Source organism: Methylomicrobium agile (assembly GCF_000733855.1).
Lineage (GTDB): Bacteria > Pseudomonadota > Gammaproteobacteria > Methylococcales > Methylomonadaceae > Methylomicrobium > Methylomicrobium agile.
Genome location: NZ_JPOJ01000001.1, coordinates 291,435 through 310,661, shown reverse-complemented (window position 1 = coordinate 310,661; position 19,227 = coordinate 291,435). Strand labels below are relative to the sequence as shown.

Annotated in this window: 18 protein-coding genes; 15 read left to right on the top strand and 3 right to left on the bottom strand. The window is 55.4% G+C overall.

Translation table 11 applies throughout. The features are described 5' to 3' along the window. Positions 1 to 4 precede the first annotated feature (4 nt). From CC94_RS0101455 to galU, 14 genes are all read left to right on the top strand, one after another. Complete coding sequence (locus CC94_RS0101455; RefSeq protein WP_005373313.1) at positions 5 to 856, top strand: 23S rRNA (adenine(2030)-N(6))-methyltransferase RlmJ; 852 nt, start codon at positions 5 to 7, stop codon at positions 854 to 856. A 237-nt stretch (positions 857 to 1,093) separates the two neighbouring features. Further along, positions 1,094 to 1,792, top strand: a complete 699-nt coding sequence (locus CC94_RS0101450) for a type IV pilus assembly protein FimV (RefSeq protein ID WP_157203350.1) — start codon at positions 1,094 to 1,096, stop codon at positions 1,790 to 1,792. 3 nt (positions 1,793 to 1,795) lie between these two features. Beyond that, positions 1,796 to 2,977, top strand: a complete 1,182-nt coding sequence (locus CC94_RS0101445) for a hypothetical protein (RefSeq protein WP_005373310.1) — start codon at positions 1,796 to 1,798, stop codon at positions 2,975 to 2,977. 33 nt (positions 2,978 to 3,010) lie between these two features. Continuing rightward, a complete protein-coding gene (locus tag CC94_RS0101440) occupies positions 3,011 to 3,547 on the top strand; it encodes a GTP-binding protein (RefSeq protein WP_005373309.1) in 537 nt (178 codons plus the stop codon). A gap of 1 nt (position 3,548) precedes the next feature. After that, on the top strand, positions 3,549 to 4,193 hold the full coding sequence (locus CC94_RS0101435) for a hypothetical protein (RefSeq protein WP_031429560.1): 645 nt from the start codon (positions 3,549 to 3,551) through the stop codon (positions 4,191 to 4,193). Positions 4,194 to 4,229: 36 nt separating this feature from the next. After that, positions 4,230 to 4,592, top strand: coding sequence for a roadblock/LC7 domain-containing protein (locus CC94_RS0101430; RefSeq protein WP_005373305.1), 363 nt, complete (start codon positions 4,230 to 4,232; stop codon positions 4,590 to 4,592). A gap of 468 nt (positions 4,593 to 5,060) precedes the next feature. Further along, complete coding sequence (locus CC94_RS0101425) at positions 5,061 to 5,834, top strand: alpha/beta fold hydrolase (protein WP_031429559.1); 774 nt, start codon at positions 5,061 to 5,063, stop codon at positions 5,832 to 5,834. 247 nt (positions 5,835 to 6,081) lie between these two features. Next, the gene (gene hfq / locus CC94_RS0101420; RefSeq protein ID WP_005373302.1) at positions 6,082 to 6,321 is read left to right on the top strand and encodes an RNA chaperone Hfq; all 240 of its coding nucleotides are present in this window, start codon (positions 6,082 to 6,084) and stop codon (positions 6,319 to 6,321) included. 114 nt (positions 6,322 to 6,435) lie between these two features. After that, entirely contained in the window at positions 6,436 to 7,704 is a 1,269-nt protein-coding gene (hflX, locus tag CC94_RS0101415) for a ribosome rescue GTPase HflX (protein WP_031429558.1), read from the top strand. A gap of 226 nt (positions 7,705 to 7,930) precedes the next feature. Continuing rightward, positions 7,931 to 9,142, top strand: a complete 1,212-nt coding sequence (gene hflK / locus CC94_RS0101410; protein WP_005373293.1) for an FtsH protease activity modulator HflK — start codon at positions 7,931 to 7,933, stop codon at positions 9,140 to 9,142. Further along, complete coding sequence (gene hflC, locus CC94_RS0101405; protein ID WP_005373292.1) at positions 9,139 to 9,999, top strand: protease modulator HflC; 861 nt, start codon at positions 9,139 to 9,141, stop codon at positions 9,997 to 9,999. The genes hflK and hflC overlap by 4 nt, the downstream gene beginning before the upstream one ends. 89 nt (positions 10,000 to 10,088) lie before the next feature. After that, positions 10,089 to 11,279: an ATP phosphoribosyltransferase regulatory subunit gene (locus CC94_RS0101400; RefSeq protein ID WP_005373291.1), complete on the top strand. Its 1,191-nt coding sequence runs from the start codon at positions 10,089 to 10,091 to the stop codon at positions 11,277 to 11,279. Positions 11,280 to 11,289: 10 nt separating this feature from the next. After that, positions 11,290 to 12,582: an adenylosuccinate synthase gene (locus tag CC94_RS0101395; RefSeq protein WP_005373290.1), complete on the top strand. Its 1,293-nt coding sequence runs from the start codon at positions 11,290 to 11,292 to the stop codon at positions 12,580 to 12,582. Positions 12,583 to 12,729: 147 nt separating this feature from the next. Continuing rightward, positions 12,730 to 13,614, top strand: coding sequence for a UTP--glucose-1-phosphate uridylyltransferase GalU (gene galU, locus CC94_RS0101390; protein ID WP_005373289.1), 885 nt, complete (start codon positions 12,730 to 12,732; stop codon positions 13,612 to 13,614). A gap of 144 nt (positions 13,615 to 13,758) precedes the next feature. Here the strand turns inward: galU and CC94_RS0101385 are convergent, their stop codons facing one another. After that, positions 13,759 to 14,007, bottom strand: a complete 249-nt coding sequence (locus CC94_RS0101385; RefSeq protein WP_005373287.1) for a ComEA family DNA-binding protein — start codon at positions 14,005 to 14,007, stop codon at positions 13,759 to 13,761. Positions 14,008 to 14,417: 410 nt separating this feature from the next. Between CC94_RS0101385 and CC94_RS0101380 the strand changes: the two genes are divergently transcribed. Beyond that, on the top strand, positions 14,418 to 15,758 hold the full coding sequence (locus CC94_RS0101380) for an MFS transporter (protein WP_005373286.1): 1,341 nt from the start codon (positions 14,418 to 14,420) through the stop codon (positions 15,756 to 15,758). Here CC94_RS0101380 and lplT read toward each other — a convergent pair. Further along, the gene (gene lplT, locus CC94_RS0101375; RefSeq protein ID WP_031429555.1) at positions 15,727 to 16,920 is read right to left on the bottom strand and encodes a lysophospholipid transporter LplT; all 1,194 of its coding nucleotides are present in this window, start codon (positions 16,918 to 16,920) and stop codon (positions 15,727 to 15,729) included. The genes CC94_RS0101380 and lplT overlap by 32 nt on opposite strands. Before the next feature lie 79 nt (positions 16,921 to 16,999). Further along, positions 17,000 to 19,171: an AMP-binding protein gene (locus tag CC94_RS0101370; RefSeq protein ID WP_031429554.1), complete on the bottom strand. Its 2,172-nt coding sequence runs from the start codon at positions 19,169 to 19,171 to the stop codon at positions 17,000 to 17,002. Positions 19,172 to 19,227 lie beyond the last annotated feature (56 nt).

Here is a 19,227-nt window from a genome sequence, read left to right as displayed (position 1 = left end):
AATCGTGCTGAGTTATCGTCATGCCTTCCATGCCGGCAATTTTGCCGATGTGCTGAAACATCTGGTGCTGGTGCATATCCTTGAGCATTTGAAAAGGAAAGATAAGCCTTTCTGTTACATCGATACGCACGCAGGCGCGGGGATGTATGCGTTGAACAGCGAGTTTGCGTTGAAAAACCGCGAGTTCGAGAGCGGTATCGCCCGTTTGTGGCGGCGCAGCGACATGCCGGCCGGCGTACAACGCTATGTCGATCGGGTCCGGCAGTGCAATCAGGGGAAGGAGCTGGCGCATTATCCGGGCTCTCCCTTTATTGCCGCCACTCTGATGCGCAAGGACGACAGGCTGTGCCTCTACGATTTGCATTCTACCGAATTCAAGTTTCTGCATAGGCTCTTCGAGAAAGATCGGCGCATCAGGACCTTCCACGCAGACGGTCTGGTCGATTCTCTCGGGTTGCTGCCGCCGAAGGAACGTCGCGGTCTGGTTTTGATCGATCCTTCCTATGAACTCTCCGACGATTACCGTTTGATGATCGAAAGTCTGAAAAAAATGCACAAGCGGTTTGCGACCGGAATTTATGCGCTGTGGTACCCGGTCGTCGAACGCCAGCGGATCCGGCGCCTGGAGCGGCAGTTGCAGGACAGCGGTATTGGAAATGTCGCGCTGTTTGAGCTGGGCATCGCTCCCGACAGCAAAGGGCGCGGAATGACCGCCAGCGGCATGGCCGTGATCAATCCGCCCTGGACATTGGCCGCCGAAATGCAGCGGGAACTGCCGTGGTTGGCCGATGCGCTGGGGACCGAAAAACAGGGCAACTGCCGGATCGTGAATCTGGTGCACGAAAGCGCCGGCTAAATCGGTAGAGGCTATCGAACCCGCTCCGCTACGGGAAGCGTGATACGAAAGCTTGTCCGAAAGGCTGCCGGCTTTGAACTTGTAAGTAAAACCGCGCGCGGCAAAACGGAGTTTAATTTCTGCGGCGCTCGTCACAACATTGGTATTGCTTATCTGTTTCGCCGATAGCCCATTTGTAAATCAGTAATAAGTGACTATTCTTGTGGTAACTGAGTTGTCCATGTGATGAGGTCTGTCTTGATTACTGCTAACGATGGCGATTTTGACGAATCTCCGGTGCTGGAATTTGTTTATGATGAATCCACTGCCGGATTCTGCGAATGGCCTGCCTTATCGGTGGAAAAGCGTCTCGAACGCCTGGCTTTTCGGGTTTCACGAATGCCCCGGTCTTTACGGGCGCATGTGGAGCGTATTCATTACTGTTTCGGTCATCATTTGAACGAACCATTGTATGCGGCGCTGATTGATTTGCTGATCGTGCTCGACCCGTCTGGACGCAGGCTGAGCCAGCGCATGATATTCGGATCCAGATCGCGGCTGACCGTCAGCCAGTTTCAGATGCTGAGAGATTTCTTGAAAAAGGAAGAAAATGCACTCGAATCGTTACCGCATGCCCGCTTTTCACTGTTCAGCAAAGGATTGCAGTCGAATGTCATGCTGGTGCGGATGGTCGAAGAACCGTGCGAAACGGCGCATGATCCTTTGCAACTGGCAAGGGATTATGTCGAGTTTAGCCAGTTGGATGAAGCGGCCCGTGTGCTCGAACAAGCCATTCTGGACCACCCGGAACGCTTTGAATTACACAGCGAACTCTTGGCGCTCTACCGCTCGACCCGCGACCGGGCAGGTTTTAAGCGAACTCATCAAGCGCTTGTTTGCCTCGGGGCCAAGCTGCCGCCTGAATGGGCGCAGTTGGGCGATTTTTTAAAGGTCTGATCAATGCCGGATAAAAAACCATTAACAGTTGCGCTGCATGGGATGGATGAACGCAGCCGTAAAATCATGATGATGTTTTTGCAGGGGCCATGCAGGGGGAAGGTGGTTGTCATTGATGATGACGACTCTGATGTCGATATTTTCGACGGGGACATGCCCGCTTCAAAAAAATTATTGTCCGAACATTTGGGAACGGCGAGGGAAAAGCCGACGATCGTGCTGTCTTTGCAGGATTTCAATCATGAGGGCGTGCTCCAGGTCAGAAAACCGGTAAAAACCGATGACATGCTGTCGGTGTTGAACGAAGCGAAAATTCAATTGGCCGACTTTGCTAGAAAAAAGGCGGAGAAACAGGCGGTTCTCGCGGTGGCCGAGACGAAACAAAATGATGAGTTCGAGCCGCAGCCTCTCAAGACCTATGTCATGGACCGGGACGAGCGCGGAAAAATCTCGAAGCACCGGACGGCGATGCGCTTCGATGAAAAAGGCTTTCAGGCGTATATCGGCTCGCTGTCCGACATCGACGTCAACGATCCGGCGCAATTTGCAAACGCATCGTACGATCCGAAGGATTATTTTCAAGGATATATCCAGTCCGCATTTATGGTGTGCCGTGCCAAAGGCCAAATCATGCAGTTGCAATCGGGATGGAAACCGATCATGATTTTTCCACATACGCATGAAGTGTGGCTCGATGCGGATGATCCGCAATTGCGGGCATTTGCCGGCATCAGGTTGAATCAGAGCTCGACTTCCAAAATGTCGATCAGTCCGGTGAATGGGCAAACCATGGGACTGGGCGGATCGCTGGACAAGTTTCAGAGCATGGATGCCTTTTTATGGAAACTGGCCTGTTGGACGTCAAAAGGCCGTTACCCCCGCATGATCGATTATACCCGGCCGGTCTATCTGAAATGCTGGCCCAATTTTACGCGTCTGTTGATTACGCCGCACGCGCTCAGAATTGCGGCGTTGTTGATGCAGGGTCCCCGGACATTGCCAAACGTTGCGCAGGTACTCGATGTCAAGCCGCAATATGTGTTTGTATTCGCCAGCGCTGCCTGTGCATTGGGTCTGATGAGTCAGGCGAAGCGGGAAGCCGATAATCTGGTTCAGCCGCCGGAGGTGAAAGCGACTAAGGGGCAAGGCTTATTGAGCCGTATCATGAATAAATTGCGCGGTTAACTCAGCACAGCGGAACGACACGATCATCACACTATGAGTCAGTACAAAATTATTTTCACAGGGCCGGTCGGAGCCGGAAAAACCACGGCAATCCACTCGATCAGCGATGTGCCACCGGTGAAAACCGACGCGTCCGCGAGCGATATGACCAAATCCAGAAAGGCGGCCACGACTGTCGCCATGGATTACGGCATCATGAACCTCTCCGACGGAGAGAAAATTCATTTATACGGAACGCCGGGGCAGGAGCGTTTCGATTTCATGTGGGATATTCTGATCAATGGAGGTATCGGATTGGTGCTGTTGCTGGATAATACCCGCGCCGACCCGTTCAAGGATATGAAGTTTTTTCTGGAAGCGTTCGGCGATTTCATTTCGAAAACCAGTGTCGCGATCGGCGTTACGCAGATGGATCTGAGCAGTAAACCGACGATTGCCGATTATCATACGCAGTTGCAAGCTTCGGGTTTGAAGCTCCCGATTTTCGCTGTGGACGCACGGGTCAGAAGCGATGTGTCGCTGTTGGTGCAATCCCTTCTCTATTCTCTGGATCCGGGGTTGGCCGAATAATATGAGCGGCTATCATTTGACAGAGGGGCTTTTTTTGTATCCGACGCCGTCGGGAGCTTATTATGCGGTGTCTTCGAACGAGATGGACAAGCCGCGCCAGTTTATCCGGCAGATGCTGTCACAGCCTGTGACCAAGGCTTTGACCCTCGAAAATCTTCAGGAGTTGACAGGCTTGGAAGACCCGGAAAAATGCATGGAAATGCTGCATCACTGTCAAAAACTGGGTTGGGTGCAGGGATTGAAACAAGCCTTGAATTATCCGTCGGAGCAACTCGACAAAATTTTACCGGATATGTTGAGCGCTATTACCGAGAACGGTAAGGTGCTGTTGGCGGATATGGAAGGATTTTATCTGGCAAGTCACGGATTTCCACATGAAGTGGCCGAAGAATTGTCGGCATTGAGTGCCGAGATTGCCACCGTTCACGCGCGCCGTTCCGGGGTGTTGATGAATAATTTAGGGCAGACAAGCCAGGCATGGGCTATTGTCGATGTGTTCGGAAATAGCCAAATGGGATTCTGGCCGCTGTTTATTGGAAAAAATCGTTTTGTGTTGATCATTTCCGGAATTCCCCATTTCAATCAGCCGGAATTTGTGAGTTTGATTTGGGCTTTGGCGATCCGTTACGCCACCAAAGCCTCTTAAATTTTAATAATTACTTTTCGTTAGAGAGGAAGCGATATGCGGGCAGACATGCTTACATCTGTATTGACAGATTTGAATGGAACTTCAGCGGATATTGAGGCATCGGGAATCATCTCGACGGACGGGCTGATGATGGCGTCAGTGTTGCCGGCCGGAATGGACGAAGATAGAGTGGGGGCGATGAGTGCCGCCATGCTGTCCCTCGGTGACAGGACCGCGCATGAGTTATCCAGAGGCACGCTCGAACAGGTGCTGATCAAAGGCGAGAAGGGCTATGTGTTGATGACCTATGCGGGTGAGGATGCCGTATTAACCGTGTTGGCCAAGCCGAATGCGAAGTTGGGCCTGATCTTTTTGGATGTGAAGCGTGCGGCGGAAAGTATTATCGGCCTGTTGTGATCCCGGTTGCCGTTAAGCGGCTGCAGCTTTAAAAAATCGATCGGAGCCGTGCATCGGCAGAAGGCTTCCGTTGCGTAGGACATCTCCGATTCATCGATCTCCCTCCCACGTTGTCCGAATATTCTTGCGGTCATAAGGATGTGGCGCAAGCGTTTCTTTCATCTCGCAGGCTGCGGCCTCAATCCCGTTTTTAGCCGTTGTCTTCCGCCATTCAAAGCGCGGCGGCAGGATTTGCTTGCAGTTTGGAAAGTTCTTTGGTTTACTACGCCGTTTCAAAAACTTCAGCCGCGTCTTCATTAATAATCAATGAGGGAGATCGGCGTGTCCCGGCGAGCTGCCGAGATTGCATGTTTGCCGGAACAAGACCGAATGGTCGGTCATACTTGATTTTCTGAGCTTGTCCCTACGATCTGCACGGGCCGGTGATTGAGTCCATCATTGTATTGAGTCCATCATTGTAAGGAACGGATGGCTGTTGTCGAATTAGCCTATAGCGAGTTTGGTCGGTCGGATTGCGCGCCGCTGATTGTTTTGCACGGATTTTTCGCTTCCTCGCGCAACTGGCGGTTTATCGCGGAGAGGCTGGCGGCTTCGCATCATGTCTTTGTGGTGGATCTGCGTAATCACGGCGCTTCGCCGCATCATCCGGTCATGGATTATCCGGCGATGATGGAAGATGTTCGATCTTTCATGGTTCGGCGCGGTCTGGCGAAAGCCAGCCTACTCGGGCACAGCATGGGCGGCAAGGTGGCGATGTGGTTGGCGCTGAACGATCCCGGCGCGGTCGATAAACTGATCATTGCCGACATTGCGCCGACGCACTATTCGCACCGTTTCGATTCGACCATTTCGGCGTTGAAAATGTTGCCGTTGGCGGCGATCGGTAACCGGAAACAGGCGGAGGAGTACCTGGCTCCCGCCATTCCTGAACTCGGTTATCGGCAATTTTTGCTGCAAAACCTGGTATTGCGCGACGGCCATTACCGGTGGCGCGTCGATCTGGATATCTTCAGCCGTTCCGCGCCGCAAATCGTGACTTTTCCCGATGCCGCAAACCGGGCGCCTTATTCCGGGGACGCCCTATTCATCACCGGTGCCGAGTCGGCTTTCGTTAAAGCCGAGACTGTGTTTCCGCTGTTTCCGAAGGCTCGAATGAAAACGCTCGCCGGTGCCGGGCATTGGCTGCATGTCCAGCAGCCTGAAAGTTTTCTGGCGGCGACGCTGGATTTCTTGCGCGCATAAAGGGGTGATGGCGTCCAGGCGTTGCTCACCCTCGATCCGTTACAACGCAGGAAAGTGTCAAAATATGCCCAGACAATAGGAAAGCCTGACGATAAATGATAAGCTATTAGCAATCAGACGCCATCACAAGCACACTGTCTAGGAAAATGTTTTGGAACCGGAACCGTTCTTAAATTAGCCATTGTGCGGATTCGTATTTACCGTTATCTTAGATATCACTCGAATAAACATAATAAGGAGAAATCGGATGTCAAAAGGCCAAAATTTGCAGGATAATTTTCTGAACACCTTGAGAAAGGAGCATACTCCTGTTTCTATTTTTCTTGTCAACGGCATTAAACTGCAAGGCAAGGTCGACTCGTTCGATCAATACGTGATCATGCTGAAAAACACAGTCAGCCAAATGGTTTACAAGCACGCCATTTCGACGATCGTGCCCGGGAAAGCCGTCAAGATGGTTCCTGAGGCCGAGGGCGAAGAAGAATAATTACCGGTTTGCTTTATATTAGAGCAACGCCACTTCCGGTAACGTACCCATTCAACCCGTTAGTGCGTATCGGTATTTGCCATCCATTGGCCTTTCCTGCGCTGGAGTTATTGATTGTTTGATCGCCCCGACTCGGGTGAACGGGCCGTTCTTGTTCATCTGATCCTGCATTCCGGGCAGGAAGATCTTCTGGAATTAAAGGAATTGGCCAGATCGGCCGGCGCGGAACCGGTGCATACGGTGACCGGCAGCCGCAAAAATCCCGATCCGAAATATTTCGTCGGCAGCGGAAAAGTCGATGAAATCAAGCAGGCCATTGCCGACCATGAGGCCGACATCGTCTTGTTCAATCATCCCCTGACGCCCAGCCAGGAGCGGAATCTCGAATCCGCCCTCGGCGTGCGCGTTGTCGACAGAAACGGTCTGATTCTCGATATTTTCGCGCAGCGCGCCCAGACTTTCGAAGGCAAATTGCAAGTCGAACTGGCGCAGCTCAAGCATCTTTCGACCCGACTGGTACGCGGCTGGACCCACCTGGAACGGCAAAAAGGCGGCATCGGCCTGCGCGGTCCCGGCGAAACCCAATTGGAAACCGACCGGCGTTTGATCGGCGACCGGATCAAGCAGATTCAGTCGCGCCTCGAAAAAGTCGAAAAACAGCGCCATCAGAGCCGCGGTAAGCGCAGAAAAGCCGAGATCCCGACCGTGTCATTGGTCGGCTATACCAATGCGGGCAAATCGACCCTGTTCAACCGGCTTACCGGCGCGAATATCTATGCGGCCGACCAGTTGTTCGCAACACTCGACCCGACCCTGCGCAATTGCCGCTTGCCGAACAACTCGGCAATTGTCCTGGCCGATACGGTCGGTTTCATCCGCCATCTGCCGCACGAGTTGGTCGCGGCTTTCAAATCGACTTTGCAGGAAGCCAGCGAGGCCGACCTGTTGCTGCATGTGATCGATGCGCATGCGGAGGACCGCGATGAAACGATCACCCAAGTGAACCAAGTGTTAAAAGAGATCGGCGCCGATAAAATCCGCCAGCTCGAAATTTACAACAAAATCGACTTGCTGGACGGCGGACGCCCCCGAATCGACCGCGATGAAACGGGCCGGCCGGTACGCGTCTGGCTGTCCGCGACGACCGGCGAAGGGGCGGATTTGTCGCTTCAGGCGCTTGCGGAAATTTTTTCCGTACACAAAATCCGGATGCGCTGCCATCTGCGGCCGGAGCAAGGCGACATCCGTGCAAAAATATACGCTTATGCGGACGTCTTCGCCGAGAAGATCGGCGATGACGGCCATTTCGAGATGGTCATTGAAATCGACCCCAAACATTCGGGTGTTTTGGAAAAGATACCTAGCGAAGTGATATCGCCCTGAACCGTGCAGAGTGAAAAACGGGATGAAGGGCGCTTTTGTCCGCCGTATTCCCTGAAATTTTCGTGTTTTTCGCTATTTACGTTAAAATGCCCCCATACTCGCAGCGGCAAGGAACCGGCTCGTTCCGCTTTGACGGTAAACGCTCGGCCCAAGGGAACCTTAGGTGTTTATCCGTGCTATTGATCAATCGTTAATTTAAACAAATATCCTGTTATGGAGCAAAAGTATGTCCTGGAATGAACCTGGAGGCGACAACAAAGACCCGTGGAGCGGTCGGGGCGACCAAAAAGGACCGCCCGATCTCGATGAAGCCATACGCAAGACCCTGGACAAATTAAGCAATTTATTCGGCGGTGGCGGCGGCGACGGGCAGGAGTCGACGGGTGGTCCGAAAAAGAATCTCGGATTGATCGTGGTAGGCGCAATCGCGGCGATATGGATCGCCAGCGGTACTTACAAGGTCGATGCGGGAAATACCGGCGTCGTTACGCGTTTCGGCAAATATGTGGGAGAAACGAGCCCCGGCTTGAATTGGCATTTGCCGGCGCCGATCGAGCGGGTCGATATCGTGAACGTCGAGCAGAACCGCACCCTATCGGTCGGTTCTTCAGGCTTCGGCGAGGCGGGCGAGCGCTCGGAACCGAAGGAAGCCTTGATGCTGACCCGTGACGAAAATTATGTCGATGTGCGTCTGGTCGTTCAGTATAAAGTCAGCAATTTGACGAACAGTGCGAAAAAATTCCTGTTCAATGTGGTCGATCCCGCAACGACGCTGAAGCAAGTCACCCAAAGCGCCGAACGCGGCGTGATCGGCAGTTCGGACATGGACTTCATCTTGACGGAAGGACGCAACGAGATCGTCATACAGATCAAAAAGGAAGTGCAGGAAGTGATGGACCGCTATGAAACCGGGATCGAGATTACCAGCGTGAGCCTGCAGGATGCGCAGGCGCCCGAGCAGGTACAGGCTGCGTTCCAGGACGTGATCAAGGCCCGCGAAGACAAGCAACGCCTGATCAACGAAGCGGAAGCTTACGCGAACGACATCGTGCCGAAAGCGCGCGGCGCGGCGGCCAGAATGCTGCAGGAAGCGCAGGGTTACAAAGACCGGGTTATCGCCCAGTCCGAAGGGGAAACGAACCGTTTCTCGAAAATGCTTACGGAATACCTGAAGCAGCCGGAGGTGACGCGCAAGCGCCTTTACATCGACACGATGGAGTCGGTGTTGGGCGAAGCGAACGTGGTCATGATCGACGTGAAAGGCGGCAACAATATACTCTATTTACCGTTGGATAAAATGGCGCAAAAGTTACCTGAAATCGAGACTCAGAGCGTCGCTCCGGCGGCAAAGGCCGAGACGGCTCCTGCCGAAACGGAAGAACAGCCGGTTGCGGCGCGGTCTTCGTTCCGCGGACGCGACGCAAGGGGGCGCCAATGACAACTTTAAATAAAATCATCATCGGTCTCGCCGCGCTGTGGCTGATCGGCGCCATGTTCGTTTTCACGGTCGGCGAGACCGAAAAGGCGATCAAATTCAAGTTCGGCAGAATCGTAGAGCATGATTTCGAACCGGGGCTGCATTTCAAGTTGCCGTACCCGTTCAACGATATCAAGAAATTTGACGCCCGCATCCAGACGATGGTGTCCAAACCGGAAGGTTTTTTGACCGCGGAAAAGAAAAACGTCTTCGTCGATTTCTTCGTCAAATGGAAGGTGGATGACGTCAGCAGTTTTTATCAGCGGGTGGGCGGCAACATCTTTCAGGCCAATTCGCGGCTGGATCCGATCATCAAGGACGCGTTTCGCGGCGAGTTCGCAAGACGTGATATCCGCCAGTTGGTTTCGACCGACCGGAAGGTGATCCGCGATATCCTGATCAACAACTCGAAGCAGGCGGCCAAAAGCCTGGGACTGAGAATTATCGACATCCAGGTCATGCGCATCGACTTGCCGCCGGAAGTCAGCAGTTCGGTATTCCGGCGCATGGAAGCCGAACGTGACCGGATTGCGCGCGAATTCCGCTCGCAGGGCTCGGAAGCAGCGGAAAGGATTCGTGCGGATGCGGACCGGCAAAGTGTGGTCACGAAGGCGAATGCGTTCAAGGAAGCCGAAAAGCTGCGCGGCGAAGGCGATGCGAAATCGGCCGAAGTCTATGCGAAAGCGTTTGGTGCGGATCCCGAGTTTTTCACTTTTTACCGCAGCCTGAATGCGTACAAGAAGACCTTCAACAAATCTTCAACGCTGGTGCTGGATGCGGATTCCGATTTCTTCCGGTATTTTTCGCAACAGAAATAGCGGGTCGGATTCTCGAATTACAGCGCCGACAATTGTGACGAACGCCTCGCCCGTGCGGGGCGTTTTGTTTGAGTGGACTTAGAAAATACATGCAACAAAAAGACTCCTGGCTATTGCCGGACGGGATCGAAGAGATTCTGCCGGCCGATGCCAAACATCTGGAAAGCCTGAGACGCAGACTGCTCGACATGTTCGCCTGTTGGGGTTACGAGCTGGTCATCCCGCCGTTTATCGACTTTCTCGACTCGTTATTGACCGGTTCCGGGCACGACCTCGACCCGCAAACCTTCAAGCTGACCGACCAGCTCAGCGGCGAAATGCTCGGCGTCCGGGCCGACATGACGCCGCAAGTGGCCCGGATCGATGCGCACCATTTGAAGCACGAATGGCCGACCCGGTTGTGTTATTACGGCACGGTATTGCATACTCGCGGCGATCCGCTGGAAAAGACTCGCAGTCCGCTGCAGATCGGCGCCGAGTTGTACGGCCACGCGGGGATCGACAGCGACATCGAAGTGATCCGGCTGATGCTGGAAATGCTCGCGTTGACAGGGGTTCTGAACGTGCATCTCGACCTGGGGCATGTCGGCATTTACCGTTCCTTGTCCCGCCAGGCCGGCTTGAGTCCGGCGCAGGAAGGCGAACTGTTCGACGTGCTGCAGCGCAAGGCCCGGCCGGAGCTGGCCGAATGGATCGCCAGCTATGCGCTCGACAGCGATCTGCAAGCGATGTTCCTGGCGTTGCCGCTGTTGAACGGCGGTGCGGAGGTCATCGGCAAGGCCCGCCAGGTGTTTGCCCAGGCGGATGCCGACCTGAAACAGGCGTTGGCCGATCTCGAGACGATTGCCGGAAGGCTTGCCCGGCTGTTTCCGTCGCTGCCGGTCAGTTTCGATTTGGCGGAATTACGCGGTTATCATTACCATACCGGCGTCGTTTTCGCTGCCTTTACGCCTTCCGTGGGCCGCGAGATTGCGCGCGGCGGCCGTTACGACAATATCGGCGGCGTCTTCGGGCGGGCCCGGCCGGCGACCGGTTTCAGCGCCGATCTGAAATTACTGGCGGGGCTCGACAGCGTAAAAGGGCATGGCGAGCCGGAAAACAAAATCTTCGCGCCCTGCCTCGACGATACTGCGCTGGCGGAAAAAATTCGCGACTTGCGCGCGGTCGGGAATACGGTAATTCAGCAATTGCCGGGGCAGGCCGGCGACGGCGCGGCAATGGGTTGTACCGCGGTGCTTGTACAAGAGAATCAAAACTGGTTCATTAAAAATTTAGCTTAGTGGAATAGAAATGGGAAAAAATGTCGTAGTCATCGGCACGCAATGGGGCGATGAAGGTAAAGGCAAGCTGGTCGATCTCTTGACCGAACAAGCGGAAGCCGTGGTGCGTTTTCAAGGCGGCCACAATGCGGGGCATACGCTGGTCATCCGGGGTGAAAAGACCGTCCTGCACCTGATTCCCTCGGGCATCCTCAGAGAGAATGTGCAATGCATGATCGGCAATGGCGTGGTGTTGTCGCTGAACGCGCTGATCGAGGAAATCGAATTGCTCGAAAAAGTCGCTATTCCGGTGCGCAGCCGCCTCCTGATCAGCGAATCCTGTGCCCTGATTCTGCCGGTGCATGTGGCGATCGACCAGGCGCGCGAGAAAGCGCGCGGCGCCAAAGCGATCGGCACGACCGGGCGCGGCATCGGTCCCGCTTACGAAGACAAGGCCGGCCGCCGGGGACTGCGCGCGGGCGACTTGTTGAGTCCGGCCGATTTTGCGGACAAGTTGAGGGAATTGCTGGATTACCATAACTTCATGCTGGCCAATTATTATCATGCCGACACGGTCGATTTCCAAAAGACCCTGGATGAAGCACTGGCGCTCGGCGAACAGATCAAGCCGATGCTGACCGACGTCAGCGAAGTGTTGTACCATTACCAGGACCAGGGCAAGAACCTGCTGTTCGAAGGCGCGCAGGGCGCGCTGCTCGACCTCGATCACGGCACCTTCCCGTATGTGACCTCGTCCAGTACGACCGCCGGGGGCGCCGCGACCGGTTCGGGCGTCGGCCCGCTCGATCTGGATTATGTGCTCGGGATTACCAAGGCCTATGCGACCCGGGTCGGCAACGGCCCGTTCCCGACCGAACTCAACGACAGCTACGGTGAGCACTTGGGCACGGTCGGCCGCGAATTCGGCGCCACCACCGGCCGCAAGCGGCGCACCGGTTGGTTCGATGCGGTCGCGATGCGGAAGTCGGTCCGGCTGAACAGCATCAGCGGCATCTGTCTGACCAAACTGGACGTGCTCGACGGGCTGGATAAGGTCGGTATTTGCACGGCCTACCGCCTGAACGGCAAGGTCACCGAGACGGCTCCGCTGGGTGCGGATCAGTACCAGCAGTGCGAAGCGGTGATCGAGGAAATGCCGGGCTGGTCCGAAACGACGGCCGGCGTGACCGACTATGCGAAACTGCCGGAAAACGTGAAGACCTATATTAAACGTCTGGAAGAACTGGTCGGCGTGAAGGTCACTATCCTTTCGACCGGTCCCGATCGCGACGAAACGATCGTTCTGGAACATCCGTTCTCTTGATAGTCCAGGGCCATACCTTTGTGAAAATCGGGATGGCCCCGATAGGAAAACTGCCAGAGCGACGATATCGTGCGTCTCGGTGATTTGTACGGGCGCAGCCGAGTGATGCCATAATCCTTTCCGTTTATTCTACCTGTAAGGAATATCATGAATCAAAAGATCACCAAAGCCGTATTTCCCGTAGCCGGATTGGGTACGCGTTTCCTGCCGGCGACCAAGTCGACCGCGAAGGAAATGCTGCCGGTCGTGGACAAGCCGCTCGTGCAGTATGCCGTGGAGGAAGCGGTTGCGGCCGGTATCGATACGATGATCTTCGTGACCGGACGCACCAAGAATTCGATCATGGATCACTTCGACAAGGCTTACGAACTCGAAAAAGAACTCGAAGCCAGAAACAAGACCGAAATCCTGAAGTCTCTGCGCGGCATGCTGCCGTCCCATGTGTCCTGTGTATTCATTCGCCAGTCCGAAGCCTTGGGGCTCGGCCATGCGGTGCATTGCGCCAAGCCGGTGATCGGCGACGAGCCGTTCGCGGTGATTCTGCCGGACGATCTGATCGAAGACGGCAGGCGCGGATGCATGACGCAGATGGTCGAACTGTTCAACCAAAAACAGACTTCGATTCTGGGCGTCGAGCGCGTGCATCCTTCGGAAACCGGCAGTTACGGGATCGTTAAGACCGGGGAGGCGTCCGGTACGTCCAGCCCGATCGAACTGATCGTCGAAAAACCGAAGCCGGAAGATGCGCCGTCCAATCTGGCCGTGGTCGGCCGCTATATCCTGACGTCGGCGATTTTCCGTAAACTCGAAACGATCGGCCGCGGCGCGGGCGGCGAAATTCAGTTGACCGACGGCATCGCGGCCCTGATGGCCGACGAGCAGGTTTTGGCTTACGAGTTTGAAGGCAAGCGTTACGATTGCGGCTCCAAGCTCGGTTTTTTGATTGCGACGGTCGAATACGGCTTGTTGCACCCGGAGTTGAAAGGCGGATTTCTGGAATATTTGAAGGATCTTTCGAGAAATTTGCAATGAATGCGCAGAGAGACGGTTCTTCGGCTTAAAGAGACGCCCGGCTACAGCGAGACCGGATCCTGAAAGAACGGTGCCATTCTGCATCTAAACTCAGCCGCTGAATGGCGCCGTTTAAGGCCGAAAGGGATTTGTCCGGAATTAAAGCTATTGCAGCAAAATATCCTTTTTGTTTTTTTCGACCGTCTTGTTGCCGATGCCGGCTACATTGGTTAACTCTTCGACCGTTTTAAAAGGTCCTTTTTCCGTCCGGTATTTCACGATCGCTTCCGCCTTTTTAAGGCCGATATGGGTCAATGACTCTGATATGGTCTTTGCGTCGGCCGTATTGATATTCACGGGCGCTGCCATCACATTGAAGGATACGGCGGCCATCAAAACGAGTATTTTTTTCATAACAATCTCCATTACAGTGAAAAAATAAGTGAGAGTGGCTAAACGACTCCAAACCCATTTTGTAAAGCCACTCATAGGAAAGTGTAGAAATGAATTCTGGAATTGCAAATGAGTTGTTTTTATAAACTAGAACTGCATCACATTTTTTATAATTTTCCAGGGTGCGGCTAAAGAAGGTCGTTGCGGAATTCGGCCAATTTTTTCTACTGGCAATGGGCATTCGGTATGGTTACGACGCTGTCGCATCACATCCGCCAATTTTGCTGGCCGCTGACGGTCACACAGGGTAGGAACAGTCGGTCAGCCGCCTGCCGGAGCCACAGGACGGCGAAGACAGGTATTTTTTAAAATCGAGATATATAAGCGGATAATATCCCGGTCAAAACTTTATTTATCGGAGGATCGGCGCCATGCCTGAACAATTCATAGCAGAAGAGAGTCGCTCGATCGGGCATGCGGGTCGCAGGGAATTGATCGCCTGGGCGTTTTACGATTTTGCCAACTCGGGTTATACGACGGTCGTGCAGACGACCCTCTTCAATACCTATTTCGTCGGCGTGGTGGCCGGCGGCGTCGGGGGCGTTTCGCCCGGTCTGGCGACGTTGCTCTGGTCGCTGTCGGTCGGTTTCGCAAACTTTGTCGTGATGTTCAGCGCGCCGGTGATCGGCGCGATTGCGGATATCAAAGCCTGCAAGAAACGCTTTTTGCTGTGGTCTTCGATAGGCTGCATCGTCTCGACCGCGCTTCTGGCACAGGTCGGCCCTGGCGATTACAAACTCGGTATGGTGCTGGTCACCGTGTCGGTCATCATGTTCGCGTACGGAGAAAACCTCATCGCGGCGTTCTTGCCAGAACTGGTACCCGAGGAGCAGATGGGCCGGTTGTCCGGTTACGGTTGGGGACTCGGGTATGTGGGCGGACTTTTGACTCTGCTGCTCTGTCTCGGCTATCTTCATTGGGCAATGCAGCAGGGTATGGGCGAAGCCGAGGCGGTGCCTGTCACGTTACTGATTACGGCTGTTACCTTTGCGTTAACCGCCGCACCCACTTTTATCTGGCTGCGGGAGCGCGCCAGGCCGCTGCCGGAGGTTTCGGGAGAGCGTATCCTCGCGGCCAGTTTCGGACGCCTGCGGCATACCTTTCGGGAAGCCCGCCGCTTCCGGGATTTGATCCGGTTTCTGATGACGTTGGCCGTCTACCAATCCGGCGTGAGTACCGTGATCGTGCTGGCGGCGGTCTATGCGCAGCAGGTGATGGGATTCGACACGCAATCGCTGATCGTGCTGATCATGGTGATCAATGTGACCGCCGCGGTCGGCGCGCTGATTTGTGGCCACTTGCAGGACCGCATCGGTTCGGTGCCGACGCTGGCGATTACGCTGGCGATCTGGATTGCCGCGCTGCTTGCGGCTTATTTCGCCGAAGAACGGAGTCAGATGTGGATCGTCGGAAATATGATCGGAATCGCGATGGGCGCGAGCCAGGCAGTCGGTCGCGCGCTGGTCAGCAAGTTTTCGCCGGCCGAGCGGGCCGGCGAGTTTCTGGGCTTGTGGGGACTGGTCAACCGTCTGTCGGTGATCGTCGGTCCGCTCAGCTACGGTCTGATCAATTACTGGAGCGGCGGCAATCACCGTTTGTCGCTGTTGTCGACGCTGGCCTTTTTCGCGCTCGGTCTGCTGCTGTTGTCCAAAGTGGATGAAGCGCGGGGCAGGGCGGCGGCTAATAATTTTTTAGCTTGCGGCGATTCCTGAATGGATTGAGCTGATTATCGGGCAGATGCCACGAGACCAGGAAGGCCGCTACAAAGACCAGGCCTCCGAGCGTCAGCATCGTTAGGATCGGGTCGGCATTTTGCGAAGCGGCGACGGTATAGCCGCCGACCGCGAGCAGCATTGCCAGATTCTGAAAAAATCCCTGCAAGGCGACCGCCGCGCCGCTGCCGATGCTGAGTTGCCCAAGCTCCTGCAGCGCCGCATTGACCGGCACGATGAACATGCCTCCCATCATTCCGACAAAAAACAGCATGCCGCGCGCCGGCCACAGGCTGCCGGTGCAACCGAGGCCGATAATGAACAATCCCATCAAGTAAGCCGGCAGGCGGGCCCGGCGCAGATGTTCGAGCGGAATCAGGCGCGGCACCAGCGCAGACCCTGCGATGATCCCGACCGCGAGAAACAGCGTCAGTTCCGCGATCTCGGTCGCGCTGTCGAGCGCCAGCACAACCGGCGCCCAGGCTACGATCAATACGCGCAGGGTGGCCGCTGTCGCCCAGAACAAAGAAGCGCCGAGCATCGAAAAACGCGACCGCGGCGTCGAGAAAAATTGCCGCATTTGCCGGCCGAATTCGAGTATTTTCGAGCCAGCTTCAGGTGGCGTTGACGTCTTGGCCGGCAGCAGCAGCGTAACCAGCGCCGAGACGATGAACAACGCGATCGTGCCCGCCAGCGCGATGTCGATCGAATGGTCGGCCACCTTCGCGCCGATCTGCATGCCCATCAATATGGCCAGAATCGTCGAGCCTTCGACCAAACTGTTCGCCTTGACCAGAAACTGGTGTCCGGCCAGTTCGGGCAGAATTCCATATTTGGCGGGACCGTAAATCGCCGCGCCGGCGCCGACGATGCAATAGGCCAACAGCGGTTCGACATGCATGAACAACAGCGCGGCGCCCAGGGCCTTGATCAGGTTCGCGGCGATCAACACCCGCGACTTGGCATGATGGTCGGCGAAGCCGCCGGCCCAGGGCGCCAGCAACACGAACGCAACCAGAAACGAGCTCTGCAGCGCCGGAACGTACCATTTCGCCGCTTGGCCGTCATGCATCACGATTGCAATCACGGTAAACAGGATCGCGTTATCGGCGAACGCGGACAAGAACTGCGCGATCAGTAGCGGATAGATTTGTTTGTTCATGGCGGAAATGCGAGTTGAAGATCTGTGGGAGGACCCGCGGAGGCGTTTTTCGCGCGGCGGTTTGCAAGGCGCCAATTCATCAGGCCTGCTCGGCCTCCTCGATCCGTTTCGCCGCAAGTGAAGTGGCCTCGATATAATTGGTCTTGCCGGTCGCCAGCACGGGGAGTGCATCCACCACAAAAATCTTTCTCGGCAGGCTGATCTGGGCGACGCCGACCGCCGACCGGGTCAAATCGTGCAGCGTGGCATCCTTATGCGTGGTGAGCAAAACCACCTGTTCGCCTTTTTTCGGGTCGGGCAGGCTGACCGCGGCATGGTGCCCTTCCGGCCAGGCTTCGATCGCGTACTGTTCGACCGCGGTCAGCGACACCATTTCGCCGCTGACCTTGGCAAAGCGCTTGCTCCGGCCCTTGATCGTAATATAGCCTTCCCCGTCGACCGAGACGATGTCGCCGGTGTCGTACCAGCCTTTGCCGTATTTCGACTCGGGCGGCACCCGTTTGCCGGGGTTCGCCGCCAGCAGATAGCCCTGCATGATGTTCGGCCCGCTGACGTGCAACTGGCCGCCGTCGTGAATGCCGGGGACCGGCTCCAGTTGATATTTCATGCCCGGCATGAAGCGGCCGACCGTGCCGGCCTTGTAGTTCATCGGGGTGTTGACCGAGGTGATCGGCGTGGTTTCGGTGGCGCCGTAGCCTTCGAGGATCCGGATACCGAATTTGTCGGCCCAGAGCGCGCGGGTATTTTCCTGCAGTTTTTCCGCACCGGCGACCACATAGCGCATCCGGAAAAAATCGTAAGGATTGGCCTTCTTGCCGTAGGCCGCCAGGAAGGTGTTCGTGCCGAACATCACCGTCGCCTTGATTTCGTAGGCGATTTCGGGGATTACCGCATAATGCAGCGGCGTCGGGTAAAAGAACGCCTGCATGCCGTTCAGTACCGGCAGCATGGAGCCGACCGTGAAGCCGAACGAGTGGAACATCGGCAGGAAGTTCAGCACCACGTCCTGCGGATTGAAATTGATCACCGATTCGAGTTGTTTCAGGTTGCCCAGGATATTCGCATACGATAGCACCACGCCCTTCGGCGTGCCTTCGGAGCCGGACGTGAACAGCACGACGGCCGGATGCTCGGGGTCGATGTGATCGGATTTGTACCAGAGGCCGGTGGTATGGCTGAGCAGCAGGGCCTTCAGTTTGGCGGCCAGGTTCACTTGGGCGGCCAGGTCTTCCAGATAGATCAGGTTGGCGTGTTCGGCAAGGTGCGCCGCTTCCTCGTCCAGTTTGGCTTTGTCAATGAATTGGCGTGAAGTGAGTACTGTTTTGACCTCGGCCGTTTTGCAGGCCGATATCATGCTGGCTGAGCCCGTCGAAAAGTTCAGCATCGCCGGAATGCGCTGATGCAATTGTAGGCCCAGCACCACGCAGAGCGTATTGACCGAGTTCGGCAGCATCACGCCGACATGTTCGCCCGCTTCGGTGACCGAAGCGAAAAGATTTCCCAGCGCAATCGTACGGGCGATCAGCGTATTGTAGGAAACCGGTTTGCGGGCCAGATCGTCGGCGATCGCAAACTTGCCGCCGTGAATCCGCCGCGCCTCCAGCAGCGCGGAAAAAATCGTGCGCCGATAATGGCTGGTTTTAAACATCATGTCAGTCATGATATCCGTCAGGATATGACCGCAGTATTGCCGGCGGGCCTTGCCCCGCAAATGCTCGGGCGCGCGCATTTGAGTCGGCGGCAAAATGCTGATTGTGATTTTGGGAAACCAGCGCAGTCGCACCACGTTTTGCAGGCGCGAGAAATGCGTATATTTGGCGCCTTCGATCCGGACCGGCAGCACCACGGCATGCGATTTGTCGGCCACCATCCCGGTGCCGTCGTAAATCTTCATCAGCGTGCCGGTCACCGTAATCCGGCCTTCCGGAAAAATCACCGTTTTGGTGTCGTGCTGCAAATGGTGGGTCAGGTCTTTCAATGATAAAGGATGGGTCGGGTCCATCCGGAATACTTTGGACAAGCCAAGAAACGGCTTCAGCCACCAGCGCTCGGAGATATGGGTATTGATCGCGAAAGTGATATCGTCCGGCAGAAAGATCCAGAGCAGCATCGGATCGAGGAATGAGGTGTGGTTGGCGACGATCAGTACCCGTTTGCCGGCGGCATCGTAATTTTCCATGCCGTGAATCTCGACCCGGAACAGCAGTTTAAGAATCAGTTTTACCGTAAAGCGCAACAGTGGTCTCAGCATATCCATCCTCCTTATTTCATCTTATCAAACTATCGAAATGGTCGTGATGAAGAATA